The following is a 26,209-nucleotide window of genomic DNA, read 5'->3' on the forward strand; positions in this document are numbered from 1 at the left end:
AGGAGTTAACCGATGTCCGACTTCACCGAGAGCAAGCGCGACCTGGACGCCTACCTGACGGCGCGCGTGCCGGTCATCGGCGTACGCAGCATCGAGCAGGTGCGCGCGATCCGGCTGATCCGTGAGGTGGCCAAGGCGCCGAAGCGGTCGGCGCTGCCGTTCTGGATCTACACGCGCGCGACCGGCCTGCGGGATCTGCGCACCAACAGCCCGGTCAGCGAGGACCGGTCGCTGGTGGGCGCCATGGAGTACGCGGCCCTCCAGTTCACCAACCGGGCGCAGTCGACGCTGGTCTTCGTCGACCCCGAGGACCTGTCCGACGACAACACCGCCAGCCGCCACTTCGCCGAGCTCGCCCGGCTGGCCGACAGCAACTCCGGCTGCATCGTGCTGATCACCGACACGCCCCTGTGGGGCGGGTTGCAGCGCCTGGGCATGAGCCTGCGGCTGGACCTGCCCGACGCCAGCGAGATGTACGACGTCATCGTGTCGTTCCTCGGCGACCACCGGCAGGTCGTCCCGATCGCCTGGTCGGAGAACGACGCCCGGCGCGCCGCCGAGTTCCTGGTCGGCGTGCCGGAGGGCACCGCGGTCAACGTCATGGCGACCCTGGTCGCGAAGGGCTCGATCGCCAAGGAGGACGTCGAGTCCGTCAGCCTGTTCAAGGACAAGCACTTCGGCGACCTGTCGGGGCTGGAGCGGGTGGTCCTCAAGGCGGCCGACCACCAGGTCGGCGGGCTGAGCACCCTGCGCACCTGGCTGGCGCGCAAGCATCAGCTGATGGTCGCGGACCTGCGCGACACCGCGCTGCGGCCGCCGCGCGGCGTGCTGCTGGTCGGCGTGCCCGGCTGCGGCAAGTCGCTGTCGGCCAAAGCCGTCGCCGCGCAGTGGAACCTGCCGCTGTACCGGCTGGACCTGGCCACGATCCTCGGCCAGTACGTCGGCCAGTCGGAGAACCGGCTGCGCGAGGCCCTCGACACCGCCGACCGGGTGGCGCCGTGCGTGCTGTGGATCGACGAGATCGAGAAGGGCCTGGCCGGGCAGAACGACAGCACCGGCGTCGGCCGCCGGCTCGTCGGGCAGTTCCTGTTCTGGCTCCAGGAGTCGCGGTCGCGGGTGTTCGTCGTGGCGACCTCCAACGACGTGCGCTCGCTGCCGCCGGAGCTGCTGCGCAAGGGGCGCTTCGACGAGATGTTCTTCGTCGACCTGCCCGACGCCGACGACCGCCGCGAGATCATCCAGCTGTACTACCGGCGCTACGTGACCGGCGCGCCGTCGGCGGACCTGCTGGACAAGCTGATCGGGCTGTCGGAGGGCTTCGCCGGGTCCGACATCGAGGCCGCCCTGCACGACGTCGGCGCGGAGATCCACCTCAACGGCGGCGTGGACCGGCTGCGGCCGGACTTCGTCGTGGAGACGTTCGCCAACACCATCCCCCTCAGCCGCACCAACCCCGAGCAGATCGACGAGATCCGCGCCTGGGGCCGCGACCGGGCGGTGCCCGCCGGACGCGCCGCCGCCGGTACGGGCCCGGGGCCCGCCTCCGGCGGACGGCGCGTCCTGGTCATGGGCGAGCAGCAGCCCTAGGCGGCGGAGGCGGCGAGCAGCCCGGCCGCCTTGACGGGTGCCGGCCACGGATAGTCGGCCGGCACCTTCCCGGCCGCCCGGCGCAGGTCCGCCAGCGCCTCGGCGGCCCGGCACAGGCAGCGCAGCGCGTCCAGCACGGCCAGGTCGGCGGCGTCCGCGACCCCGGCGAGGATGGCGCCGTCGATCCGGTCGGCCAGGCGCCCGGCGACCGCCCCGAGGGTGTCGTCCAGCGGGTGGTCGTCGCTGAGGAACGCGCCGAGGCTGCGCAGGATCACCGGCGCGGCCGGATGGGCCGGCGGGATCAGCGCCGCCGCGGTGGCGTACTCCGCCAGCGCGGCGGCACGGTCCGACGACGCCTCGTCGCCGCGGCCGCGAAGCAGCAGGGCGACCGCGAGGACGTAGCGGTCGACCGCGGCCTGCGCCGACTTCGCCTCCGCGGGCGGCGTGGCCTCCACGACGGTCAGGGCCAGCGCCACCATCTCGTCCACCGTCGCCGTGTCGGGCGTCGGGGTGCCGGGCAGCAGCAGCTCGGCGGCGGCCGACCAGGCGTCGGCACCGGGCCGCAGCACGGACAGCGACTCCCGGAGCTCGGCCGCGGCGGGCGGCGCGGCGGGCGCGGGCCGCTGGACGGCCGGGACCGGGTCGGTCTCCGTGTCGAGCTGTACGACCGCGACCGGCCGTTCCATGGGAGGCATCGTGACGAGCTCGGTCAGGCTGACGTCGAACATGCCCGTGGCCGGGAGCCGGAACCCGGGCCCACCGCCCGACCTGGCCTTGTCCTGCAGCGTCTGCATCATGGCGAACGCGCTGGCGATGCGGTTGAAGTCCACGTTCCTGACATCGCCGGTCACGGCGTCGAGGATGGTCCGCATCGCCTCGGCCACCTCCAGCAACCGGCTGGCGAGCATGGCCAGGTCCGCGCTCACGGGCTCGCCGTCGATCACGGACCGCAGGCAGGCGGTCGCCCGGTCGAAGTCGCGCGCCACGCCGTCGGGCGGCGGCACGCCGACACTCCGGGCGGCGGCGGACATCCCCTGCAGCTGGGTGAACCTCGACGCCCGGGCCAGGTACAGCTGGCCGAGCATGACCTGGGATATCGCCCGGTTCGCCGGGCTCAGGGCGGAGGACGTCAGCGCCTCCTCCAGGACGCTGATGCCCGTGTCGCAGTCGCCGTCCGCGCCGCCGTGCGATCCGTGGCGGGCCGCGAGCGTGAACCCGTACATGGCCGCCACTGGGCCGCGCATCGCGTCGTCCGGCCGCAGGATCTCGTATGCCTGCGCAAGGGCGGCGATGCCCTGGTCGAGGTGCGGCTTGGCCTCCGGCCGCCCGGGGCCGACGCGGTGGTACTCCGCCAGCAGCGCCTGGCCGAGACGCACCAGGGTGTTGAGCCTGCCCGGCGCGTCGCCGAACCCGGCCAGCTGCTCGCGCAGGTCGTCGATCTCACTCATGTCTCCCCCTCGGGGTTCACTGTCCGTAGTGGACGAATCCGGCCCAGTTCACCGGTTCCTCCGGATGGTCACCGGGGCCCGGGACGAGGCCGGCCGGCATGCCCGGCGGCGGCGTCCGCGCGGGGTCGAGCATCCACAGCTGCGCCTGCCGCAGCGCCTGCCACGGCGGCATCCCGACGGTGCGCAGGTTGTGGTGGAACAGGTACATCAGCCACGAGGTGGCGGCGTCGGGGATGCTCCACTGGGTGGACAGCACCGATCGGACGCCGCCGGCGAGGAATCCCGTCCCGAGGCTGTACGCCTCGTCGTAGCCGGACACGGCCCGGCCCGAGTTGCAGGCGGCGAGGACCACCATCGAGATCTCGCGGTCGGGCGCGGTGGCCAGCAGGTCGACGAGTTCGTCGACGCTCAGTTCGCTCCCGTCGCCGAGCAGCAGGTATCCCGCCGGTTCCGGATCGGGCCGGAAGATGCCGTGGCAGGCCAGATGCAGCATCGTGCCCGCCGCCGGGCTGCGGCTGACGAGCCAGTCGCGGACCTGCCCGGCCGTCCCGGGACCGGAGGCGCTGGTGCGCTCGGTGCCTGATCCGGTGTCGGGGAGCCGGCCCAGGTACCGGGCACCGCGGTAGAACGCCTCGCGGATCGTGTACGCCTCAGCCCGGGCCGATCGCAGCGACCGGGCCCGGTGACCGGTCTGCGGGTCGCCGACCACCAGGCCGGTCGAGCCGATCGGCACGGGCGCCCGCACGGCGTTGTCGCACATCATCCGGGCCGATACGGCCTGCGAGACCGCTGCGAGCTCGACGGCGTACACCCCGTCCTTGCGCCGGGCCGCGTGCCACGGCACGCGCCCCAGGTCGCCCATCGGGATCAGGACGATCCGCGGCACGCGGTGGTCCGGTAGGGCCAGCCGCGGCAGGTAGCTCTCCAGGACCGGGCCCATCGCCGCGCCCCAGGCCCAGTGGCACAGGTCGGCCAGGCTGTCGGCGAACCCGCCCCCGGACTGCGGCGGCCTGATCTCGCGGCCGGGCTCGGGGTCGGTCTCGCGGGCGTTGCGGGAGGACAGCGTCATCAGGTAGCGGGCGCCCTCGGTCCCTTCGGCCAGGTTCAGGTTCGGCAGCGCCATGAACGCCGGCGGCCCCTGGGCCGGGGCCATCACCGCCAGGCCGCCGCGGGGCGGCTCGCCGGGGACGAGGTAGACGAGGGCGTCGGCGTCCAGCAGCCGCAGTGCCTGCTGGATCGACACCAGGCGGGGCGGATCGAACAGCTCTGGCGTGCCCTGCTCGGTCAGCACCTCGAGCGCCTGCCGGCGTGCCTGCTCCGACAGCAGGCCGCCACGCTCGTTCCACTGCGCCGCGAGGTCGTCGCGTCCGGCGTCGCTCAGCCGGGTCGGGATCCGGTGCTGCTCCACCGCGGCGAACAGCGTGAGGCCGCGACCGGTGTCCAGCAGCCGCAGCGCCTCGGCCAGCTTCCCGGTGGACAGGCACTGGCGCGCGCCGCTCAGGGCGGAATCGGCGGCGTCGCGGATGGCGTCGCGCGCTTCGTCGACGTCGTGCGCCAGCATCGCCCGCCAGGCATGGCCGCGTTGCCCGTCCAGCGCCGCCTCGGCGACGCCGGTGTAGGCCCCGAGCCGCTGCTCGATCTCGGCCAGTAGTCCGTTCGTCATGGGCCATCGCGGATCGTGCGGTCCGTGCAGCAGCTCCCTCGCTTCGATCAGGAGGGTGCGGGCCTCGCCGAGGCCGTCGGTCGTTCCGGTGGCCTCGCTGTGCCGGAACAGCCCGAGCGCGAGGCCCACGAGGTGCATCGGCCGCCCCGGGTCGTCGTCCGGCAGGACGCTGAGGCCGTCACGCAGGTGCGTGATGCCCTGCCCGATGCGTTCCCGGTCCAGTCCGGGGTCTCCGATCCGGACCATGTCCAGCCCCAGGCCGGCCAGGTGCCGATCGACGCCGGGCCGGTCGAGCAGCGCGGCGAACATCGCCAGGTGGTCGTCGCGCACGCCGTCGTCGAGCACCGACTTGAGCGCCGCGCCGGTCGCGGCGGCACCGCGCAGCGACTCCCGGATCGAGGGGTCGATCGACAGCCCCTCGGCTGCCTTCTCCACCTGCTGGAAGGTCGTCCAGGCCGTCGCGATGTCGCCTCGGCGATGGGCGGCGGCGCCCTCGGCCGCGAGGGAGAGGAAGTCGCTCAGCCCGGCCAGGCCCGACTGGTCGGGCAGCGAGGCGATCAGGCCCTGGGCGAGCTGGGGCAGCCGCAGCAGGAAGCTCTCGTCACCGCGGTCGGCGGCCCGGCGTACGTCCAGCGCCAGCCGGGCCGACTGCACCAGTGCCCGCATCGTCGGATCGGCGCCCGCCTCGGCCTCGGCCGACCGCAGTCTGGCGTCCACGGCCTCGTGCTCCGCGGCCGGACCTTCGGCGATCTTGTACATCTCAGACTTGATGCGGGCGACGAAATCGACGCGCGGCCACTGCGGCGTCCTCGGCGGGCGGACGGCGGCGGCCGCGAGCAGCCCCTCCAGGTGCCTCGACGCCGAGAGGGGTGCCCGCTGCCCGACGATCTCAATGATCAGCTGCGCCGCGCGCCGCGGGCGGTCCGGGTCGTCGTCGGGCAGCCCCAGCACTTCGGCGGCCGCCGCCCCGAACCCGTCGTCCGCCTGTGCCTGAACCGTCACGGCCACCCTGCCCTTCACGCCTGCCAGGTCTCGCCCTTCACCTGACGGACGGCGCCGCCGCCACACGCGCTCAGCGGCGCCGGCTGAAGGCCTCCTGTGCCAGCCAGCGGATCAGCCGGACCGGCACCAGCAGCAGCCAGGCCAGCAGCTGGCCCCAGGCGCTCAGCAGGGGTCCGCCGAGGGCGGGCACGAACATCCGCAGCAGGAGCAGCAGGGCGGTCGGCACCACGAGGACGGAGGCCACACTGCACACCAGGCTGGTCAGGTAATCCGCGATCGACTGCATCGTTCATCCCTCCTACAGCAGGACCTTGTCGCCCTCGACGAAGTCGCCCATGATCTTGTCGCCGTCGATCTTGTCGCCGTTGACCTTGTCCCCCTGGATGATGTCGATGTGGTCGATGCGGATCGCGTAGTCCATGGCCGGGTTGTCGATGGCGTCGACCACGTGCCGGGCCAGGTCCCTGATCTGCTGCTCCTCGGTGCTCGTCACCACCGCCCGGGTCGTCCCGGCCGTGCTGATGCTCAGCACGCACACCTTCGGCAGGCGCAGCAGCTGGACCAGCCGCCAGGTGTGGAACCCCAGCACGCCCAGCATCACCAGGGCGAACACGGTCGTCGCGGACGGCGGGATCACACCGCGCAGGCAGCCCAGGACCACCAGGCCCGCGGCACCGAACCCGAGCGAGCCGCCCGCCCGCCGCAGGTACGACCCGACCATCCGCCAGCGCAGGGGGCGGTACACGCGCGGCCGGACGCTGGTGATGTTCCTGAGCGGGTACGCCTCGTCCTCGACCCACAGCGTCCGCCCGGTGATCCGGACCTCGACAGATCTGTGCCTGACTCTCATACACCCTCCCCGGCTTCGGCCGCGGGCTTCCGGCCCGGGTCGGCGTCCGTCTTCTGACGGACAGGAAGGCCCGTCCGTCAGAACCGCGGCAGGCGGGGAATCGGCGAGCGGACGAGGACGGCACCCGGTGCGCAGAACAGCCCTGCTGGTGGGGGCGCAGACCTTCGGGCTCAGCGGCGTCCACGCCGACGTCGAGGCGATGGCCGAGCGGCTGGAGCGCCGCGGGTTCGAGGTGCGGTGCCGCATCGGCGCCGACGCCGCCCGGGACGCCGTCCTCGACGCGCTGGAGCGCCTCGTCCGGGACGCGCGCGAGCCGGACGCGGTCGTCGTCTACTTCAGCGGCCACGGCGGCCTCGTGACGGCGCCGCCGGCCCTGGTCCAGGGCCGCACCCCGGTCCCGCGCCTTCAGTTCCTCGTGCCGACCGACCACGACCCGGCGTCCGGCGAGTTCCGCGGCATCACCGCCGCGGAGCTGTCGGTGCTGCTGGCCCGGCTCACCCGGACGACCCCGAACGTGGCGACGGTGCTGGACACCTGCCACGCCGCGAACATGGTGCGCGACGACGGCGTACGGGTGAAGGCGCTGCCCCGCCTGGCGTACCTCGACGTCGCCGAGCACCTGGACCGGCTCGGGCCCGACCTGAGCCTGCTGCACCTGCTCGGCAACCCCCGGGTGATCCGCCTGGCGGCCTGCCGGCGCGACCAGGCGGCGTACGAGTACACCGGGGCGGGCGGGCGGCGGGTCGGCGTGTTCACCGAGGCGCTCACCCGGGAGCTGGATGAGGTCGGCGACGACCGGATCACCTGGGCCGACCTCGTCCGCCGGGTGCGGGCGCGCATGCGGGCGGCCGGGTGGGAGCAGCGGCCCGAGGCCGAGGGGCCGGTGGGGCGGCTGCTGTTCCGGTCGCGATCGCGGCCCGGCCACGGTGAGGAGGACACTCCGATCCCGGTCCGGTGCGACCTCGGCGCGGCCGTGGTCGTCGAGTGGGGACAGGTCGTCGACGGCGTGCCGCGGCGGCTGCCGGCGACGGGCGCCGAGGTGCACGACGGCGCGCACCTGTACGTACGCGTCCGCAACACCGGCCCGGCGACGGTCTACGCGGCCGTGGTCGAGCTCCCTGCCGGGGGCCGGGCGTCGCTGGTCAGCACGCTGGACTCCTCGGGCGCCACGGTGCACCCCGGCGAGTGGTACGCGGTCGGCCACGACGAGCTGACCGGCCGCTGGACGGGCTTCCCGCTCGCCCGGGACCTGCGCGGGCGTCCCCGCACGGTCACGTTCGCCGTCGTCGTGAGCTCGGCGCCGCGCGACCTGCCGCCGCCCGGACGGCACCACCGCGAGGTCAGGCCGGCCAAGCGCCCGGTCCTGTCCGACGTCCACCCCTTCGAAGTGAAGCTGCTGCCGGCCACCGGCCGGCCCGACCCCACGTGAGGTGCACATGGGCGACATCGTCCACGGCGACAAGATCAACGGAGACAAGATCGTCGGCGATAAGGTGGCCGGTTCCAAGGTGGTCTATCAGAACCCCGGCCAGCACATTCCGGCGCCCCGTGACGGGCGGGGCCGGGACGGCGGCGAGCGCGCGGTCGTCCTGATGATGAGCGCGAATCCGAACCGCGACGCTCCGCTGCGCCTGGACGAGGAGCGGCGGGCGATCGACCAGGCGATCGTGCGGGCGCAGGCCGAGCACCGCCTGGCCTTCAAGATCGCTGATGCCGTACGGGTGGACGACCTGTCCCACTGCCTGCTGCGGCACGGACCGGCCATCGCCCACTTCAGCGGCCACGGCACGGCCGCCGACGGGCTCGTGTTCAGCGACGACCACGGCGGCGCCCGGCCGGTGCCGCCGGACGCGCTCGCCGAGCTGTTCGCCGTGCTCAGCGACGGGCTGCGGTGCGTGGTCCTCAACGCCTGCTACTCCGCCGAGCAGGCGCGCGCGATCGCCGAGCACGTGCCCTACGTCGTGGGGATGCGCAAGTGGATCGACGACGAGGCGGCGATCCTGTTCTCGACCGGGTTCTACGAGGGCATCGCCCACGGAAAGTCCGTACCGGTCGCGTTCGCCCTGGGCCGGGCCCGCCTGCGCCTGCACGGGTACACCGGGCAGGCGCCGGTCCTGCTCGCGGCGGACGGCGCCGGGGAGGAGCCCGTCGTGCCCCGGTCCTGATCGGAACGCGGTGCCGGGCACGCGGGACGCCGTACGGCGTCCCGCGTGCCCGGCGTGCTGCCCGTCTCCCGTCAGGGGACGTCCCTTTGCGGCAGCCGGATCGATGCGCTGACGGGACCCGGGTCCGGTCCCTGGTCGGTGGCGAAGCGGATGCGGTCGTCCGGGGTGATCGGGGTCCGGACGAAGATCTCGCAGCCGTTGACGAACGTGCCGTTCGGCGCGCCCGGGTTCGGGGTGAGCCAGGCGGTGCCGTGCTCGTCGACGCTGACCGTGGCGTGCCAGCGCGACACGTTCCGATGGCGTGCGAAGACGTGGCCGTAGGTGCCGCCCCGGCCGAGTTCGGCCGACGTCCCGCGCTGCCGCACCTCGACCCGCCCGCCGGGGAAGTCGATGGCCAGCGCGGGCGGGACCAGCGGTTCGTGGCAGGCGGCGCAGGTCCTGTTGGTGGCGTCCACGGCCTGGGCGCCGCAGCTCCAGCACGCCGTCCGCTGGCGGGCGGGGTCGGCGGGCTCCGGGTCGCCGCCGGCCTCCTTCGCGGCCGCCGGGACCGCCACCAGTTCCTCGCCCGAGTGCTCCGGGCAGAAGACCAGGCCCCGGTAGGTCCGCCGGCCCAGGCGGCAGTAGCGCTCCTCGTCGTCGGCCGTCATCGGTCGTGCCTGGCCACCAGCGTCACGACACCGCCGTCGATCTGGATGTCGCTGACGTAAACCTTGCCCGCGCGGACGTTCTCGTCGAACAGGTAGCGGGCGAGGGGGTTGATGAGCTTGCTCTCCACCTCGTTGCCGATGCCCCGGCCGCCGTTGGCCAGCGTCTCGGACGCGGTGCACCACCCCTGGAGGCGTTCGGTCGCCGTCGCGTCCAGCTCCAGCCGGATGTTCTGCTCCCGCGCCAGGCGGTCCTGGACGTTGGCGAGCTGCCCGGCCAGGATGCCGCGCGCGATGTCGGCGCTGATGAAGTCGAACACCACGATGTTGTCGCCGAAGCGGTTGAGCAGCTCCGGGCGGCCGAGATCGCGGGTGAAGTGGTCCCTGATGGCCTCCTTGACCTTGCGCTCCAGCTCGCCGTACCCGATCCCCGGCTCGACCAGCTGCTCCTTCTCGTTGGTCTGCGGGTTGGTACGGACGATCCCGAGGTTGGTCGTGAAGATGAGCATGCACTCGGAGAAGTACGTCGTCGTGCCCTGCCCGTCGGTGAGCCGGCCGTCGTCGAGGATCTGGAGGAACTTGTCGAAGATCTGCCGGTTGGCCTTCTCGAACTCGTCGAAGAGCACCACCGAGAACGGCTTGCGCCGGATGGCGCCGGTGAGCTCGCCACCCGCCTCGTACCCGACGTAGCCGGGCGGGGCGCCCGTGAGCCGGTCGGCGGAGTGGCTGGCCGAGAACTCCGACATGTCGAAGCGCAGGTACGCGTCGGGGTCGCCGAACAGAGTGGTCGCGATCTGCTTGGCGAGTTCGGTCTTGCCGACACCGGTCGGCCCGGCCAGGAACAGGATGCCGCGCGGCCGGTTCGCCGAGCTGGACGCCTGCGCCCCGGACAGGCCCAGGGCGGCCCGCTTGAGGATGTCGAACGTCTTCACCACGGCGATCTGCTGGCCGAGGACGCGGGCGGGGATCTCCGTCTGCCCGAGGACGATCTGCTGGCGTACGGAGTCCTGCCGCCACGGGTTCTCGTCGACGCCGATGCGGTAGACCCGGATCGCGTCGTCGATCTGGCTCATCGGCAGCTGCCGGTCGGCCGCCAGGCGGGCGATCTCCCGCATCGCGTGCAGCGTCATGTCGTCGGTCCGCATGGCGAAGCGCGACACGTCGTGGTCGCCGGCCGGCAGTGGCGCGCTGCCGGTGACGATCGGCGAGAAGTACCGGGCCGCCTTGATCCGGTCGGCCAGGCCGGGCAGCGGCACGGCGATGGTCCGCACCCGCTCCATCCCGATGGTCAGCCAGGTCGGCAGGTCCCGCTCCCCCTCGGTCAGCCAGATGATCGGGTTGAACAGGTCCGCCGGGCGGGTCGGCGGGCCGCCCAGGCGGGTCTCCGCGGTGGCGGCGAGCTTCTGCGCGAACAGGAAGAAGTCGCGTTCCAGGCCGTCCAGCCCGTTCTGGCTGCGCGGGATGCGCGCCGCGTAGTCGATGACGAGCGCGGCCCGCAGGGACTTGGCCTGGGCACCCGCGGTGTCCTCCGCGGCCGCCGCGGCCGGGATCGCGTCGGCGTCGATCGGCGGCGGCTCGGCCGCCCCGGCCACGCGCGCCATGCAGGTCCGCAGCCGCTCCAGCGTCTGCTTGCGGCCGATCATGCGGCGGCCGAGGATCTGCTCGGCCGTGGCACGGGCGTCGTCGGTGTCGGGGTAGACGGTGATGCCGTCCACCTGGTCGGAGACGATGAGGCAGCGGTACCCGGAGGGCATGAGCGCCTGCCACAGCGCCTCCAGCATCTTCATCGGCCGCACGCCGTCGGGCATGCGGCGGTCCGGCACCAGGTACACGTCCCGGACGTTGCCGTGCAGGACGTACTGCGAGTGCACGGCGAGCGTGCCCGCCAGCTCCTGCGCGAAGGACGGGAACCCGGGCAGGAGTTCCGACCGCTGACTGCTCACTTGTCGTCCTCCTCGAACAGGTCCTTGGCCCTCGTCTTCCCGCCGGACTGCTCGACGGCCTCGGCCTCGGCCCGGTGGTCCGCGGTCCACCGGCGCACGGGCTTCATCGCCTGCTTCGGCACGGTGACGCGCGCCTGGAATCCGCGCTGCTCCAGCTCGGTGCCGACGGTGCCCATGGCCTGGTTGAGCTGCTCGCAGTGGACGGCCTCGCCCGTGGCGCCCTCGGCCAGCTCCACCATGCGGAACTGGACGCCGCCCTGGTCGTCGATCCACACGTCGGCGCTGTGGCCGCCGTTCCAGCGGTCGCTGGCCACGGACAGCTGTCCGGCGTGGTGGGTCGCCAGCCCGTTGGTGACCTTGTAGCCGAGCCGGGTGAAGGTCTCGTTGAGCGCCTGGAGCAGCTGGCGGCGCTCCACCGCCTTCTCGGCCCACGCCAGCGAGTCCTGCGCGTCGCGCCGGTCGGCGTCGGTGAGGTCGGCGTCGCCGGAGACGACCCCCTGGAGGGTTTCCAGCGAGCGCAGGAACGGCGGCCGCGGATCGGTCTCGCCGATGGCCGCGGCGACGACGGGGTGCTGGAGCGCCGACAGGAAGCCGGCCGCCTCCTTCCGGCGGGCCGCCTTCGGGTTGATCTTCACGTCGACGACTCGGATGAGCCGGTCCAGGTGGGTGCTGGCCATGCCCGGGTCGGTCTGCTTCGCCGCGTGGGCCGCCGCGAGCACCGCTTCGGCCCGCTCGTCGGCCGTGGCGGCGGTGTCGAGGCGGAGCAGGATCCGGTCGATCTCGGTGCCGATCCGGTCCTTGTCGATCTCGGCCGGGACGGGGGCCGGGACCTGGACGGCCGGGGCGTCCTTGCGGGCGGCGAGGACCTTGCGGTAGTGCGCCAGCGTCTGCGCGGCGGTCGGCGAGCCGTCCGCGGGCTTGGGCAGCTGCGTGATGAGGATCCGCTGCTCCCGCTCCGCCTCGGCGTCCTCGATCGCCGTGCGGGCCTGCGCGAGTGCCGCCTGCGCCTGCGCGACCCGGTCCCGCGTGGTGGCGAGGCTCAGGCCGGTCAGGTCCACCGGCGGCGGCAGCGCCGGGCGGAGGACCCCGGCCTGCTGCGCCCTGGCCGTCAGCAGGCAGATCTCGCTGTTCGTCCGTACGACGGCACCGGCCGCGAGCTCCCACAGCCGGGTCCGGACCGCCAGGTCGTCCTGCGCGTTCGCGGTCTGCTCCATCTCGGCGCCGAACTGCTCCAGCGCCCGGCCGGTCGCTTCCGTGCCGGCCTGGGCGGCCCGGACCACCAGGGCCACGGCCACGGCCGCGACGACGACGACCGCCACGGCGGCCAGAGCCGCGCCGCCCATCACCACCGGCGCGACCGCTATCGCTCCGCCACTCATGCATTCGCTCCTCAGGTCGTATGGATGAAACCAAGACACCGGTATCTGACGGTCAGCTCTCGTGCGCCGGGGCGAACCCGGCTCCCTGGTCGGCGACCGCGGCGTCCTCGGCGGCGGTGCGCGTGCGCCAGTCGCGCCAGCGGTGGACCACCCACCCCAGGTGCAGGACCATCGCGCTGATCCCGACGGCCTCCGGATACCGCAGCGCGCCCAGGACGAGGCCGGCCAGGACGGCGAGGATGACGCCGGCGGCGGGCAGCGGCGCGCGCTGCATCCAGCGCCCCAGGGGCTGGAGCGCGATCCCGGCCGCGCCGGGGACGGAGTAGCGGGCGTGGAACCGCCCGCCCACCTCCGCCGCGAGCAGGCACTCGGCCACGAGTGTCACGCCGAGGCAGGTGGCGGCGCCGATCCAGGCCAGGTCCACCGCGCGGTCACCGACCCAGCCGACCCGGTCGCTGGCGACGATGAGCACGACACAGCAGACGGCGATGAGGCAGACCCCCGCGACGGCCCACCCGAGGGCGACCGGGCGGTTCTGCCGCCGGGACCACTCGCGGTAGGCCGAGGCCATACGCTGCTGCTGCTGCGCCCGTTCCTGCGCCTCGCGATGGTCGGCCAGGGTCTGCGCGCGGCTCTTGGCGTGGCCGCACAGCGGCAGCGCCACCCAGACGAGGTCCGGGTCGGCGGCCAGGTCGCGGAACCACGGCAGCCGCTCCGGCAGCCCGGCGAGGGTCGCGCGCACCGCCTCGTGCGCCGCTTCGACGGCGTCCGGCTGGTTCAGGGCCGCCAGGAGGCTGTAGGCGAGCGCACCGGAGCCGTCTGCCAGTCGCTGGAGGACCTGGCGGGCCTCCGGGTCGGACACCGTGCCGGCCCCCGCCAGCCAGCGGTCGTGCTGCTGCTGCCACTGCTGGTCGAGGTCGGTGAGGGCCTCGCCGCCGCCCGTTCCCGCGGCGCCGGTCGCGGCCGGGTCGAACGAGGGCAGGAGCCGCTCGCGCCAGAGCTCGCCCAGCACCGACGCCGCGTCGCCCTCGTTGCGCAGGGCCTGGTGTGCGAGCGCGAGCAGGTGCTGCCGGGACATGCTGTGGTTGCGGAACACCGCCGGGAATCCGGGGTCGAGCAGGCGCAGGACGCGCAGCAGGAGTACGTGCCGGGACGGGCCGGGGTCCTGGCGCAGCGTGTCGACGCCCTGCCGGGCCGTGGCGCCCTCGTCGTCGGTGAACTCGTCCAGCCATACCCGCAGCATCTCCAGGCCGCTGCGGGCCAGCAGGAAGTCGACCGCGTAGTTCCACTCGGTGGCCATCGCGGCCGCCAGCTCGTCGCGGTGGTGGTAGAGCACCCCCCGGAAGCCGAACGGCTGGGTCGCGGCGCCCGGGGCGGGCGTGTGCGGGCGCCGCCCCGCCCCGGCGGCCGGCGGGCTCGGGTCGCGGCCGACGAGCCACTCCCCCACCTTCCCCGCGCCCCAGCGCTGCCGCTCGTCGGGGCACAGCAGTCCCTGGCACAGGCCGCGCAGCCGGTCGTCGGGGACCACGGACACGTCGATCAGGCGGGACGCGGTGAAGTGGTCCTTGATGTCCTCGGCTTCCAGACCGTCGAAGCAGCGGTCGCCGGAGGCGAGCTCCCGGATGGTCATCCCGAGCCCCCACCAGTCGGCGGCCTGCGTGATCCGTCCGCGCAGGACGGACTCCGGCGGCTGGTATGCCGGGTTGAGCCGCTCCTGCGGGACGGTCTCGCCGACGGGACCGGCGAGGCCGAAGTCGGCGAGGGCCACGTCCAGCGGGGCGGCCGAGCGCAGCAGCACGTTGGCGGGCTTCACGTCGCGGTGCAGCAGGCCCAGCCGGTGCAGGCTGATGAGCGCCGAGGCGAGCTGCTGCACGATCGCGTGCAGTTCGGGCAGGGTGAAGCCGCCCGGAGCCGCCTCCTTCGGGCGCAGCAGGGTGCCGCCGCGCGCGTACTCCATGATCTCGTAGCCGGGCCCGAACTCCAGGAAGCGGATGGTGTGGTGCTGGGTGCCGGTCAGGTGTGCCACCAGGTCGGGGTGCGGCGTACGCGGGGCGTGGTAGTGCTTGAGCACCGCCTCGGCCCCGTCGGAGCGCCTGCGCACCAGGTACAGGTCGGCCTGGCTGGCCGGGACGGGCAGCTCCCTGAGCCGCTCGTACCGCTGCGCGAGCGGTTCGGGCAGGGTGCCGTCGCCGGGCCAGTCCACCGGCGGCGCGGCCTGCCGGTGCCGCCCCGCGTCCAGCAGGGTCGCCTCGGACTCGGCGCGGTAGCGCGGCGGGAAGAGCCTCGCCCGGCCCTCGTCCAGGAGTGTCTCGTCGAGTTCCGACGGTCGCTCGGGCTCCGTCATGCGCCGCAGTCACCTCCGCGTCTCGGTCCGCCAGTTCTCTGGTGACCACCGTTTGCCGACTATCAAGGGAGTGACGGACCGGTGAACTTCTTCCAGCGACTGGCCCGGCGGCTCGGCCAAGCGTTCGCGGTGTTCCGCGACCCCGACGGGGGACTGCTTCGCCCGCTGCCCGAGCCCGCGGTCGACCCGCGCGTCGACGCCGGGCGGCTCGCCGACGCCGCCCGCGAGCAGGGCCGCTCCGACGGCCGGCGCTACCTGTTCGACGGCTGGTCCTTCGGGCACGAGGACGACCCGGCGGACGCGATCCTCGACCCCGAATACGTGCTCGGGCTGCGGCACCAGTGCCGGACGGCGGTCCACGAGCACCGCGACCGGCAGCGGCTGACCGATGCGCGGCTGGCCGACCTGCACCTGCTGGTGTGGGACGAGGAGCGCAACATGCGGGCGGCCCGGGACCGGATGGCCCGCATCGCGGCCCGCGGCGAGCGCGACGAGGAGGACTCGCTGCGCGCGTTCTTCCACCGCCGCGACATCGACGTCGACGCCCTGCAACTGCCGGAGCTCAGCCACCCGGTATGGGAGGGCGAGGCCCCGCCGATGCGCCTGTTCTGGCGGATCCTCATCGTGCTGTTCCTGGGCGTGGTGGTCTTCGAGATCGAGCGCTACGTGGCGTCGTCGTTCCTGCCGGTCACCGACCTGGGCAGCACGGCCGCGGTGACGATGACCGCCGCCATCGCCGGGCTGACCGTGCTCGGGCCGCTGGTGGCGGGGCAGCTGTTCCGGCACCGGCACGCGACCGGGCACGACCGCGTCCTCACCGCGCTGACCTTCCTGCTGCTGCTGCCGAGCCTGGCGATCATCCTCGGCTTCGGCTTGCTGGCCGCGCGGCTGTTCGACCAGGGCACCCCGGTGACGCCGGGGGCCGGTGCCTCCTCGCTCGGGCTCACGGCGGGCACGCTGGTGGTCGTCTTCGACGTGGTGCTCTTCCTCGCCTGCACGATGGCGTACGTGCTGGGCATGGCGCAGCGCCACCCGTTCCAGCAGGCGTTCGCCCGCAGCCGCCGCGTGCGCGACCGCACGCTGCTGCTGAGCCAGCGCATGGGTACGCGGATCAACGGCGACTACCGGGCGCTGGCCACGGACCTCGGCGACCAGCAGGGGGCGCCCACCGACGCGGTCGACCGGGAGGCGGCCATCCGGCACGCGTACCTGGCCGCCGAGGACGCCTACTACCAGGGGCTGATCGAGGCGGTGGCCGACCCGACGTTCACCGAGGCGGTGATGCGGCGCCGCAACCGCCCGGCGCTGCCGCCGGACGTCCTGCCGCCGGACGTGCTGCCGCCGCCGCTGCCGGAGCTGGTGGCGGTGCCCCCGGTGGAGTCCGCCGCCGAACTCGTGCCGGTCGAGCCCGGCCGGAGCCCCGGCGATGAGTGATGTCCTGCGGCTGACCCGGGCGCACTTCCCCGTCACCGCCCTCGGCTACGGCACACGGCTGGGCATCTGGTTGCAGGGCTGCCCGCTGGCCTGCCCGGGGTGCATCGCGAAGGACACGTGGGACCCGGACGGCGGCACCGCGGTCGGCGTCGGCGAGCTGCTCGGCGACGTGCGCCGCGCGATCGCGGCGGGCGCGGACGGGGTCACGGTCAGCGGCGGCGAGCCGCTGGAGCAGGCCGCGCCGCTGGCGGCGTTCCTGCTCGGCGTGCGGGAGCTGGCCGCCGCGGCCGGATCGGGGTTCGACGTCCTGCTGTACACCGGTTTCGAACCAGCCGAGCTGGACGCGGACCGCCGCGCCGCCGCGGACCTGGCCGACGTGCTCATCACCGGCAGGTATGTCGTCACCGAGCCGACCGGGCTCATCTGGCGGGGTTCGGCGAACCAGCGGATGCTGCTCCAGACCCCGCTGGCCGAGCTGCGCTACGCCGCCTACCTGGACCACGAGCCGGACACCCCGCCGATCCAGGTCGAGACGACCTCGGACGGCAGGGCGTGGTGGGTCGGGGTGCCGAACCGGCCGGGCACCAAGCAGGAGGTCGAGTCGGCCCTGGCGTCGCTCGGCTACACGGTGGAGTCGGTCAGCTGGCGGCGCCCGCGCTGACCCGTACACACCGATACGGCCCGGATCCTCCTCGGATCCGGGCCGTATCGGTGTGCGGCTGCACCGTCAGGGCGTGCCGGGGTGGCCCGGCTCGGTCGGGTGCGCGCTGGCGGCGGGTACGGCCGCCGGGCGGCCGGGGTTCAGGGGCATCCGGCTCCGCAGCAGCCGCCGCATCCAGGTCAGCTCGCCGGGGCGGCGGGCCAGCATCTCCGCCTCGGCCTTGATCCGGTCGGCCGCGGCGTCGCAGCGGCCGAGCTCGTCCTGGTACTGCTCGGCCCGCTTGGCCCGCATCTCGGTCAGCTTCCGGCGCAGCGCGGCGGCCTCGGCCACGTCGGCCCGCAGCAGGGCCAGCCGCGGCTCCGCCCGGCGCCTGCGGCTGCCGAACCACCGGAACTGGTGGATCTCCGGGCGCGGCCGGTGGAACCCGGCGTTGATCGCGATCGCCCCCGTCACCAGGTACAGCAGGAGCAGGAGCATCGCGTTCAGCCCGGCCGAGCTGTCCGTCGCGGTCGCCGCGGCCCCGCTGTTCACGAAGGCGTTCAGCGGGTCGCCGGAGGCCGGCGGCGGCGCCAGCAGCCGGAACACGAACGCCCCGATCCCCATCGCGAGCCAGACCGCGGCCAGCGTCCAGGCGGCGTAGGCCCGGCGGATGTTGCGCCGCGCCTCCTTCGCCGTCTTGAACCCCTCGCCGACCTTGTGCGCCAGGTAGGTGGTCGTCGCCGTGAGCCCGAGGACCAGCGGCCACACGTGACCGGAGTTGGCCACCCGCTCGACGACCTGCTGGAACGCGAAGTAGTCGGCGTACATCGCCAGCAGCAGCACGACGTAGAGCACGAGCTGCTTACGCCGGCTGCGCGGCGCCGTGTCGGCCGGGTTGCCGTGCCGGTAGGCGCCGGGTTCCTCGACGGCGTCGGCCCCGGCGGGGATCGGCGTGTCCCAGTCCTCGATGACCCGTAGCGCCGCCTGCTGGTTGTAGCCCAGCTCGCGGACCTCGCCGGACTTGTTCTGCTCCTCCTCGCCGAACTGCGCCTCCAGCTTGTCGAGCTGGACCTCCAGCCCGCTGAGCTCCGCGTCGTCGGCCGTGTGGCGGCGGGCGATCTCGATGTGCAGCTCGATGACGTACGTGTCGATGATCCGGTTGACCGCGTCCAGCACGAAACCGTCGATGCCGTACCGGCCCTCGCGTTCGAGGTGCCGCCGCACCACGCCGCGCAGCTGCTCCTCGCCGTCGATGCGCGGCACGGGCTGCTTGCTCAGCTGCTCCAGCCGGCTGTCGATCCAGCTGAGCTCCGAGCGCCGCCGGGGTTCCTTCTTCCTCACGCCTCACTCCATGTCTGATGACGGGTCGCCGGGTTCGGCGATCTCGGGGATCCAGCTGGGCAGCGGGATGTCGGGCACGCTCAGCAGGGCGTACAGGGTCTTGCCGTCGGGATGGCTGCGCGCGAGCGCGTCGAGGTAGGTCGCCATGCGCCGCTGGCAGAGCTCGACCAGCTTGCGGGCGCGGACGCCGTACGCCGCGAGCGCTTCGTCGCGGCGCCGCACCGCCTCCGTGTGCTCGGCGCGCAGCTGGTCCCAGCGCCGCACCCCGGCGTCGACGGACTCCCGGGCGAGCCTGGCCCGCCGCGCCCGCTCGACCTCGCGGCGGCTGCGCAGCCGCTCGGGCCGCCAGCCCTCCTCCTCCGGGTTGCGCGGCCGGAGCTCGTCCTCGGTCAGCACCGCGGACGCCGTCCCGAGCCGCTCCTCCAGCCGCTGCACGTCGGCGCGCGCCGCCGCGATCCGGTCGCCGATGCGGCCGATCTCGTGGGCGGCCGACCGGCTCGTGCCCTGGAACTGGGGGTGCAGCGCGTCGAGCAGGCTGTGCAGCTCGGCGAGCAGCACGACCTGGTACCCGAGGGCGGGCCGGCCGCCGCTGTCCTTCAGTTCCTGCTGCCGGCGCCGCACCTCAGACAGGGACGGGATCCGCTGCTCGCCGTCCTGCCGGCCGCGGCGTTCGTCCTCGCGCCGGAGTTTCTCCGGATAGGACATGTCTTCCGAGGTCGCCATGCCCTCTTCTGACGGACGTCGGGCGGTGTCCGTCAGCAGAGGACATGAGACACACCAGATCTGCCCGGATCGCGGCATGGGCGCTGTGCGTGCCGCTCGTCCTCGCCGCAGCGGCCGGGTGCGACGTGATCGGGGGGCCGTTCGCGGACGAGCAGGCCCAGTTCCAGTGCCCGCATCCCGCGGGTCCGGGCGTGGCCATCGCCGTCGGCGACCGCGCCAACAGCCCCGCCCCGGCGCTGCCCTCCGACGTACGCCAGCTGATCGCGGAAGCCGTCCGCACCTGCGCGAAGATCACGGTGATCCGGATCGACGGCCGGCCCGACGTGGTGGACGGCCCGCTGGTGTTCAGCTCGGTCGCGAAGACCAAGCAGAACCTCGACATCGAGATCGGCGACTTCCTCACCGCGGTCGGCACGCGGGTGGCCGCCGCGAAGGCCCAGGAGCCCGAGGCCGACGTGCTCGGGGCGCTGAGCCTGGCGGCGGGCGCGGCGGGCGCGGGCGGCACCGTGGTGCTCATCGACTCCGGGGTGCAGACGACCGCGCCGCTGGACCTGCGCGAGGGCGGCCTGGCGGCCAGGAAGCCCGAGGCCATCGCCGCCGCCCTGCGCCGGGCCCGGCTGCTGCCGGACCTCAAGGGCCGCAAGGTGATCCTGGCCGGGCTCGGCTACACCGCGGCGCCGCAGGACCCGCTCGACAACGACAGCAGGTCGTTCATCATCGGCCTGTGGCGTGAGATCGTGCGGACCGCCGGGGCGAAGGACCCGGTGGTGAGCACCGAGCCGAACACCGGCGCCGCCGCGGTCAGCAGCCCGCCGGTGAGCGTCGTGCCGTTCCCGATCGGGGTGCTCCACTTCGAGTGCGGCGCGACCGCGGTGCTGCCCGACGACGGCGAGGTGGGTTTCGTCCCGGACAAGGACGTGTTCAAGAACCCGGACGCGGCCCGCTCGGTCCTGCGGCGGCTCGCCGACTTCCTCAAGCAGAACGCGGACGCCGCCGTGGAGATCGAGGGCTTCGTCGCGCACTACGACAAGGACTCCGACCTGTCCCAGCGCCGCGCGGACCGGGTGCGGCAGGAGCTGGCCTCGCTGGGTGTCCGCAACGGGGTCACGGCCAAGGGCATGGGCTGGGGCCCGTACCCGAAGCCCGACTCGCCGCCGGACCCCCGCTACGACCAGTTGAACCGCAGGGTCACCATCAAAATCAACTGCCGCTAGCCGCGGCCGCAGCACGGCTCACCTCGATGGCCGCCCGGGTTCGGGCGGCCATCTCTGCGTGTACGGCGCCTCGCGGCGCTCGGACGGGTCGGTGACGGCGACCGTCCCGCGGTCTCGCCGCCGGGGCGGACGCGATGTCCGCCGACCGCTCCAGCGTCATGGACCGGAAACGCCACCTGATTTACGGTAAAGGTCGATTCGTGGTGACCCTCGACCACGTATGCGCGCCGGCCGACCCGGCCGGGCTCGAGCCGCACGGCTCGGTGTTCCTCGACCATGAGGTGATGAGCGGAGTGACCGCACTGTGACCACGCTTGTGAACGACGTCAGCGCCACCCGTTTCCTGCGGTTCTGGGCCGCGCAGACATTGTCCCAGCTCGGCCAGCGTTTCGGGCTCATCGCGCTGCCCGTGGTCGCGATCGAGACCCTGAACGCCGGGATCGAGGAGGTCGGCTACCTGACCGCCTCCCTGACCGCCTGTTACCTGCTCGTCGGGCTGCCCGCGGGCGCCTGGGTCGACCGCTGGGCGAAGCGGCCGACCATGATGCGCTCGGCGGTCATCCGGGCGGTGGCCCTCGCCTCGATCCCGGCCATGTGGGCGGCCGGGCACCTCGGTCTGCCGTGGCTGTACGCGGTCGCGATCGCCGTCGGCACGGCCTCGGTCTTCTTCGACGTGGCCTACCAGTCCTACGTGCCGTTCCTCGTCTCCGACCAGGGCATCGAACCGGCGAACGCCCGGCTGGAGGCCTCCGCGCAGGTCTCGGCCGTCGGCGGCCCGGCCGCCGCGGGCCTGCTGCTCAAGGTCGTCAGCGCGCCGCTGGTCCTGGGCCTCGACGCCCTCGCCTACCTGCTGTGTGCGGTCTTCCTGGCCACCGTCCGCGACAACGAGCCGCGTCGGCAGGCCGACGAGAAGGCGCGCAGGCACCTCGGGCGCGAGATCCTCGCCGGGATCAGGTTCGTCTCCGGCAGTGCCGTGCTGCGGCGGCTGGTCGTGTCGGTCGGCGTCTCCAACTTCTTCGCCACCATCGTCATGACACTGACGCCGCTGCTCATCCTGAAGAAACTGGACCTCGGCACCACGGTGATGGGTGTCGTGCTCGGGGTCGGCACGCTCGGCGGCCTGCTCGGGGCGATGCTGCTGCCCAAGGTCCGCAGCAGGCTGAGCGCAGGCACCGTCATGGCGGGCGGTTTGCTGCTCGCGGCCCTGTCGACCTCGGCGTTCCCCGCCGCCGACCTGGTCCGCGGCTCCGGCTCCCTGATGCCGGTCGCGATGCTCACCCTCGGGCAGTTCGGGATGACCCTCGGGGCGGTGATGTTCAACATCACGCAGTTCAGCGTCCGGCAGCGGGTGTGCCCGAAGGAGCTGCTCGCCCGGATGAACGCCTCGATCCGGTTCGTGGTCTGGGGCAGCATGCCGCTGGCCGCGCTCCTGGCCGGCTGGCTGGGCGGGCAGCTCGGGGTGGCGGCCTGCATGTGGATCGGGGTGGTCGGCACCTGCGTGACGGTGCTGCCGATCTTCGGCATGGACCGTCTCATCCGCAACGAGACGCAGGCCGTAGTCGTGGCGGCCGAGCCGCTGCCCGCGTGACGTCCGGTGGGCGGTTCGTGAGTTCCGGCGCCGTTTGACCGCTTCATCACGCCGCCATAGCCTGCATCCGATGATCTCGATGGCGGCCGGGCTCAGGCCGCCGAACGTCTGGGGAGGACGACATGCGGTTCGGTAGAAGACTGGCGCTGCTGGTCACGGCAGTGCTCGGCTTGCTGGTCGGGCCCGGTCAGGCCGCGCAGGCCGCCTATTACAACACCTACAGCGACATCGCCAGCCTGCCCAATACGAGCTGCTGCACGGGGGTGCAGGGGTTCGCGGCGGGATCCACCTACCTGTACTCGGTCAAGAACCACACCAATGTCGACGACGTCTCCGCCATCTACCGCGTCCACAAGACCACCGGTGAGCGGGTGCTGATGACCAACGGCACCAACGGGGGTACGACCAACACCTGGCTCGGGCACGCGAACGACATGACGATCGTCGACATCGACGGTGAGCACCACCTGTTCGTCGTCACCATGAACGCGACCGGCGCGCAGCTGGTGAAGCTCCGCTACGACGGGACGACCTACTACCACGCGGGGTCGTACCAGGTACGGCTGAACGGGGCGGTGGCGTCGCCGTCGGGGATCAGCCGGGTCGCGGTCACCAGCACGGCGATCACGTTCATGTTCAAGAGCGGGCGGACGGTGTACAACGGGAGCCTGCCGCTGCGCGCCTCCTCCGGGACCATCGACCTGACGAAGGCGTTCGACCTTCAGGTCGACGGAGCCCTCGTCAACGGCGCGGAGGTGCCGGACCTGGGGACGTTCCTCAACCAGGGGTTCTTCTACGACGCCGGCAACAAGGTCCTCTACTACCCGCTGACCAAGGACAACCGCAGCATCGTGCTCGTCTACCGGAACGTGTCGACCACGACGACCGGGACCGCGCCCGCGGCGACCGACCTGTCGTTCCGCATCACGTCCTCGGCGTACTCGGTCAAGTTCGAGATCGAGGGCGTCGGGATCAGCGACGGCAAGCTGTACTTCAACACGAACCGGGAGAGCACAAGCGGCTCCAACGACGGAGTCCACGTGTTCAACGGCTACGTCGCGGCCTAGCACGGCAGTCCCTGTCCCGGCCCCTGGGCTGCCCTGATACGTAAGGCAACCATCGCCTGATCATGGACTGGCGCGGACGGCTCGTCGCCGGGCGTTAGCACACTGCCCGGACCTCGCCCTGCACGGCCAGTGGCGAGGTCCGGGCGGTGCGGCTGGGCGTCGCCGAGCAGGACGGTCGCCGCTCTGCGCGGTGGGCACATGCGTGGACAGGCCGGGGTTGTACTCGTCGTGCACGGCAGCACCCGTCGTGCCGAAGCGGGTGAACCCGACCTCGCCGATGAACCACTTGCCGAGCGCCCCGCCTTCGGCCTGCGGGTATTCGTAGTGCCCGCGCGCGTCGGTGACCGTGGCGCCCTTGACAGCCTCGGGTCGGTGGCCTGGCCCTGGCTGCTTCCCGGTCATGTCGACGGTGGCGCCGGACATCGGCCGCGTCGTCGGGAACATCATTTCGGCGTCCGGCCACGCGCTGGGCGGGCAGTGCGGGCAGTGCGGTACCGGCCAAGAAGGGTGTGTCCAGCACCAGTCGGCGCCGGACACACCCGAACGGTCAGCGACCGGGGTCGGCCTGGATCAGCAGCCCATTCCCTAGCGCTGCAGGGTCAGCACACCCGGCCGCCACGGCAGCAGGTTGTAGTCGCCCCCCGCGTTGGGGTTCTTGCCCTGGTAGAGGAACTGGAGGTTGCACGGATCGATGGTCTTGGTCTGGTCGGGGTTGCTGCGGACCAGGTCACCGTGGCTGATGTCGTTGGTCCAGGTCGCGCCGCTGTTGGCCTTGCCGGCGAAGGGGTTGCTCTCACTGGCGGCCTGCGGGGTCCACGAGCCGCTCAGGCTGCTGGACGTGAACGAGCGGAAGTAGCGCCCCTGCGAACCGATCGCCTCGACGATCATCAGGTACTGGTTCTGGCCCTGGACCTTGTAGACCTCGACCGCCTCGAACAGGTTGTTGGTCGAGTCGCTCATGATCGTCGTGTAGTTCGAGCCGAAGCTGCCGGGGAAGTTCCCGATCGGCATGCTGGCCCGGTAGATGTTGCCGTTGTCACCGGCGAAGAACAGGTACATGTTCTGGTCGTCACCGATGAGCGTCTGGTCGATCACACCGGTGCTGGAGTTGGAGATGCTCCCGGTGAACAGCGCCTGCGGCGAGGACCACCCGTTGGCGTTGGTCGGGTCGCTGGAGGTCTTGTAGTTGAACGCGTTCGGACCCCACTGGTAGGCCAGCACCCAGACGTTCCTCGGGGCGAAGTAGAACAGCGTGGGCGCCACCGTGCCCTGGCTCATCCCGGTCTGGCCGGCCGAGCCCATGTCGGACCAGTTCGTGAACTGGCTGAAGTTCATCGAGCCGTATGATCCTCCGCTCGAGACGTTCGACCCGTAGACCAGGTGCTTGCCGTTGTAGACCACGTTGGTGAAGTCCTTGAGCGAGACCCACCCGTTCTGCGGGTTCGCCAGCGCGCCGGTCGACGACCAGCGGTACGTCGACGGAAGAGTGCAGCCACCCGGGGACGGCGAGGCCGACGAGGACGGGGACGGCGAGGTGGGGGTGGTGAATGCGGTCTGCCACTGCTGGTTGGCCTGCCCGTGGCAGTCGTACAGCTGGATCTGCTGCCCGTTGCCGGTGCCCCAGACGTCCAGGCACCGGCCGGACTGAACGCCGCTGATGGTGCCGTTGGCGTTGATGTTCCACTGCTGGTTCGGCTGCCCGTTGCAGTCATAGATGATCACCGCGGTACCGTTCGCGGTGCCCTTCGCGTTCGCGTCGAGGCACTTGCTGCCGTATACGGCCAGCTGCTTGCTGGCGGTGTACGTCCACTGCTGGTTCGACTGCCCGTTGCAGTCCCACAGCTGCACCCGGGTGCCGTTGGTCTGCGACGAGTTGGGCACGTCGATGCACCGGCCCGACTGCACCCCGACGATCCTGCCGGCGCCGCCCGGCGTGGGGTTCGCGGTCGGCGAGGTGGTCGGGTTGACGGCGTTGAGGGCGCTGAGCACCGACGTGTAGGCGGACTTCTTGCTCCCGCTGCCGTCGAACAGCAGCGGGCTCTCGCTGGAGCGCCAGGAGTCGCTGTCCCGCACGCCCCACACCGTGATCCCGATGCAGCGGGACACGTTCATGCACGCCTGGGTGAGCCCCGAGTACTGCGACGTCGACGCGTTGGTCACGTCGACCTCGGTCAGGGCCACGTCCACGCCGAGGGCGGCGAAGCTGGACAGCGTGGTCTGGAAGTTGCCCGGCAGCGAGCTGCCGCCCGTGAAGTGGGTCTGCAGGCCGACGCAGTCGATCGGCACGCCCCGGGACTTGAAGTCCTGGATCATGCGGTACACGCCCTGGGTCTTGCCGTACGACCAGTTCTCGATGTTGTAGTCGTTGTAGCAGAGCTTCACCGACGGGTCGGCGTTGCGGGCGGTGCGGAACGCCACCTCGATCCAGTCGTTGCCGGTGTTCTGCAGGTTCGACTGCCGGCGGCTGCCGTCCTCGTTGAACGCCTCGTTCACCACGTCCCAGGCGGCGAGCTTGCCCTTGTAGTGGGCCATGACGCCGTTGATGTGATCGATCATCGCCTGGCGCAGGGAGCTGCCGGACAGGCTCTGCATCCAGCCGGGCTGCTGCGAGTGCCAGGCCAGGGTGTGGCCACGGACCTTCAGGCCGCGCTGGGTGGCCCAGTTGTAGATCTGGTCGCCGGAGCCGAAGCTGAACTGGCCCCGGTTGGGCTCGGTGGCGTCGGGCTTCATCTCGTTCTCGGCCGTCACCATGTTGAACTCACGGGCCGCGATCGTGGTGTACGTCGAGTCGCTGAGCCTGCTCGCGGCGATGGCGGTGCCGAAGTACCGGCCCGACTGCGCGGCGGCCGCGCCCAGCGTGCTCTCCGCCGCTTGCGCCGACGGCATCATCACCGCGGCCGTGGCCACTGTCGCGACAGCGGCCACGCCGGCGACCAGCGCTCTGGCGATGAGCAATCGCTTCCGCCGGGTTCCGCCACGATGGACGGAGGGGCTTGTAGCCACCTTGGCCTCCTTTTCTGGCGGGCGCCCGAGCCGTCTTGACGGGACGACCGGCCGTCCTTGTCGAAAGATTTAACAGCGCCGATGCTGCCATCAGAATCCCGTTTCAGGCAACAACTTTCGGAAAAGTTCCGGAAACAAATCTTGCGCCAGAGTGGAAGGTAAGTGCAGGTGAAA

20 protein-coding genes are annotated in these 26,209 nt (G+C 72.4%); 9 read left to right on the forward strand and 11 right to left on the reverse strand.

Annotated elements, in window-relative coordinates:
* Window positions 1-12 precede the first annotated feature (12 nt).
* Window positions 13-1,587 carry an AAA family ATPase gene (locus Cs7R123_RS31190; protein ID WP_212831788.1) on the forward strand — a complete coding sequence of 525 codons (1,575 nt, stop codon included), beginning with the start codon at window positions 13-15 and terminating at the stop codon, window positions 1,585-1,587.
* Here the strand turns inward: Cs7R123_RS31190 and Cs7R123_RS31195 are convergent.
* The 4 genes from Cs7R123_RS31195 to Cs7R123_RS31210 form a co-directional block, all read right to left on the reverse strand.
* The gene (locus Cs7R123_RS31195; RefSeq protein ID WP_212831790.1) at window positions 1,584-3,035 is read right to left on the reverse strand and encodes a hypothetical protein; all 1,452 of its coding nucleotides are present in this window, start codon (window positions 3,033-3,035) and stop codon (window positions 1,584-1,586) included. The genes Cs7R123_RS31190 and Cs7R123_RS31195 overlap by 4 nt on opposite strands.
* Before the next feature lie 16 nt (window positions 3,036-3,051).
* Window positions 3,052-5,700, reverse strand: a complete 2,649-nt coding sequence (locus tag Cs7R123_RS31200; protein WP_212831792.1) for a CHAT domain-containing protein — start codon at window positions 5,698-5,700, stop codon at window positions 3,052-3,054.
* Window positions 5,701-5,770: 70 nt separating this feature from the next.
* The gene (locus Cs7R123_RS31205; protein ID WP_212831794.1) at window positions 5,771-5,986 is read right to left on the reverse strand and encodes a hypothetical protein; all 216 of its coding nucleotides are present in this window, start codon (window positions 5,984-5,986) and stop codon (window positions 5,771-5,773) included.
* A 12-nt stretch (window positions 5,987-5,998) separates the two neighbouring features.
* Window positions 5,999-6,550 (reverse strand): DUF6232 family protein, encoded by a 552-nt coding sequence (locus tag Cs7R123_RS31210; protein ID WP_212831796.1) that lies wholly within the window; start codon window positions 6,548-6,550, stop codon window positions 5,999-6,001.
* 127 nt (window positions 6,551-6,677) lie between these two features.
* Here Cs7R123_RS31210 and Cs7R123_RS31215 point away from each other — a divergent pair, with 127 nt between their 5' ends.
* Both Cs7R123_RS31215 and Cs7R123_RS31220 read left to right on the forward strand, forming a co-directional pair.
* Window positions 6,678-7,979, forward strand: coding sequence for a caspase family protein (locus Cs7R123_RS31215; RefSeq protein ID WP_212831798.1), 1,302 nt, complete (start codon window positions 6,678-6,680; stop codon window positions 7,977-7,979).
* A 7-nt stretch (window positions 7,980-7,986) separates the two neighbouring features.
* Window positions 7,987-8,715: a CHAT domain-containing protein gene (locus tag Cs7R123_RS31220; RefSeq protein ID WP_212831800.1), complete on the forward strand. Its 729-nt coding sequence runs from the start codon at window positions 7,987-7,989 to the stop codon at window positions 8,713-8,715.
* A gap of 71 nt (window positions 8,716-8,786) precedes the next feature.
* Here Cs7R123_RS31220 and Cs7R123_RS31225 read toward each other — a convergent pair whose 3' ends face one another.
* Genes Cs7R123_RS31225 through Cs7R123_RS40895 form a run of 4 tightly spaced genes read right to left on the reverse strand, consistent with a single transcriptional unit; the run spans window position 8,787 to window position 15,025 of the window.
* Window positions 8,787-9,362, reverse strand: coding sequence for an FHA domain-containing protein (locus tag Cs7R123_RS31225; protein WP_212831802.1), 576 nt, complete (start codon window positions 9,360-9,362; stop codon window positions 8,787-8,789).
* The gene (locus tag Cs7R123_RS31230) at window positions 9,359-11,302 is read right to left on the reverse strand and encodes an AAA family ATPase (protein ID WP_212831804.1); all 1,944 of its coding nucleotides are present in this window, start codon (window positions 11,300-11,302) and stop codon (window positions 9,359-9,361) included. Before Cs7R123_RS31230 ends, Cs7R123_RS31225 begins: the two co-directional genes overlap by 4 nt.
* The gene (locus Cs7R123_RS31235; protein WP_212831806.1) at window positions 11,299-12,681 is read right to left on the reverse strand and encodes a hypothetical protein; all 1,383 of its coding nucleotides are present in this window, start codon (window positions 12,679-12,681) and stop codon (window positions 11,299-11,301) included. Before Cs7R123_RS31235 ends, Cs7R123_RS31230 begins: the two co-directional genes overlap by 4 nt.
* Window positions 12,682-12,733: 52 nt before the next feature.
* Entirely contained in the window at window positions 12,734-15,025 is a 2,292-nt protein-coding gene (locus Cs7R123_RS40895; protein ID WP_212831808.1) for a serine/threonine-protein kinase, read from the reverse strand.
* 81 nt (window positions 15,026-15,106) lie between these two features.
* On the opposite strand from Cs7R123_RS40895, the gene Cs7R123_RS31245 reads away from it, so the two are divergent.
* Both Cs7R123_RS31245 and Cs7R123_RS31250 read left to right on the forward strand, forming a co-directional pair.
* Window positions 15,107-16,459: a hypothetical protein gene (locus tag Cs7R123_RS31245; protein ID WP_212831810.1), complete on the forward strand. Its 1,353-nt coding sequence runs from the start codon at window positions 15,107-15,109 to the stop codon at window positions 16,457-16,459.
* Complete coding sequence (locus tag Cs7R123_RS31250; protein ID WP_212831812.1) at window positions 16,452-17,120, forward strand: 4Fe-4S single cluster domain-containing protein; 669 nt, start codon at window positions 16,452-16,454, stop codon at window positions 17,118-17,120. The genes Cs7R123_RS31245 and Cs7R123_RS31250 overlap by 8 nt, the downstream gene beginning before the upstream one ends.
* 66 nt (window positions 17,121-17,186) lie before the next feature.
* Here the strand turns inward: Cs7R123_RS31250 and Cs7R123_RS31255 are convergent, their stop codons facing one another.
* Window positions 17,187-18,440: a hypothetical protein gene (locus Cs7R123_RS31255; protein ID WP_212831813.1), complete on the reverse strand. Its 1,254-nt coding sequence runs from the start codon at window positions 18,438-18,440 to the stop codon at window positions 17,187-17,189.
* A gap of 3 nt (window positions 18,441-18,443) precedes the next feature.
* Entirely contained in the window at window positions 18,444-19,163 is a 720-nt protein-coding gene (locus tag Cs7R123_RS31260) for a hypothetical protein (RefSeq protein ID WP_212831815.1), read from the reverse strand.
* A 44-nt stretch (window positions 19,164-19,207) separates the two neighbouring features.
* On the opposite strand from Cs7R123_RS31260, the gene Cs7R123_RS40465 reads away from it, so the two are divergent.
* From Cs7R123_RS40465 to Cs7R123_RS31280, 4 genes are all read left to right on the forward strand, one after another.
* A complete protein-coding gene (locus tag Cs7R123_RS40465; RefSeq protein WP_244872253.1) occupies window positions 19,208-20,377 on the forward strand; it encodes an OmpA family protein in 1,170 nt (389 codons plus the stop codon).
* A gap of 134 nt (window positions 20,378-20,511) precedes the next feature.
* Window positions 20,512-20,685: a hypothetical protein gene (locus tag Cs7R123_RS31270; RefSeq protein ID WP_212831817.1), complete on the forward strand. Its 174-nt coding sequence runs from the start codon at window positions 20,512-20,514 to the stop codon at window positions 20,683-20,685.
* Entirely contained in the window at window positions 20,682-21,965 is a 1,284-nt protein-coding gene (locus Cs7R123_RS31275; protein WP_212831819.1) for an MFS transporter, read from the forward strand. Before Cs7R123_RS31270 ends, Cs7R123_RS31275 begins: the two co-directional genes overlap by 4 nt.
* Before the next feature lie 122 nt (window positions 21,966-22,087).
* Complete coding sequence (locus Cs7R123_RS31280) at window positions 22,088-23,032, forward strand: hypothetical protein (protein ID WP_244872254.1); 945 nt, start codon at window positions 22,088-22,090, stop codon at window positions 23,030-23,032.
* 585 nt (window positions 23,033-23,617) lie between these two features.
* On the opposite strand, the gene Cs7R123_RS31285 is transcribed toward Cs7R123_RS31280, so the two are convergent.
* Complete coding sequence (locus Cs7R123_RS31285; protein ID WP_212831821.1) at window positions 23,618-26,035, reverse strand: non-reducing end alpha-L-arabinofuranosidase family hydrolase; 2,418 nt, start codon at window positions 26,033-26,035, stop codon at window positions 23,618-23,620.
* Window positions 26,036-26,209 lie beyond the last annotated feature (174 nt).

The sequence above is a fragment of the Catellatospora sp. TT07R-123 genome (genome assembly GCF_018327705.1).
Taxonomy (GTDB): domain Bacteria; phylum Actinomycetota; class Actinomycetes; order Mycobacteriales; family Micromonosporaceae; genus Catellatospora.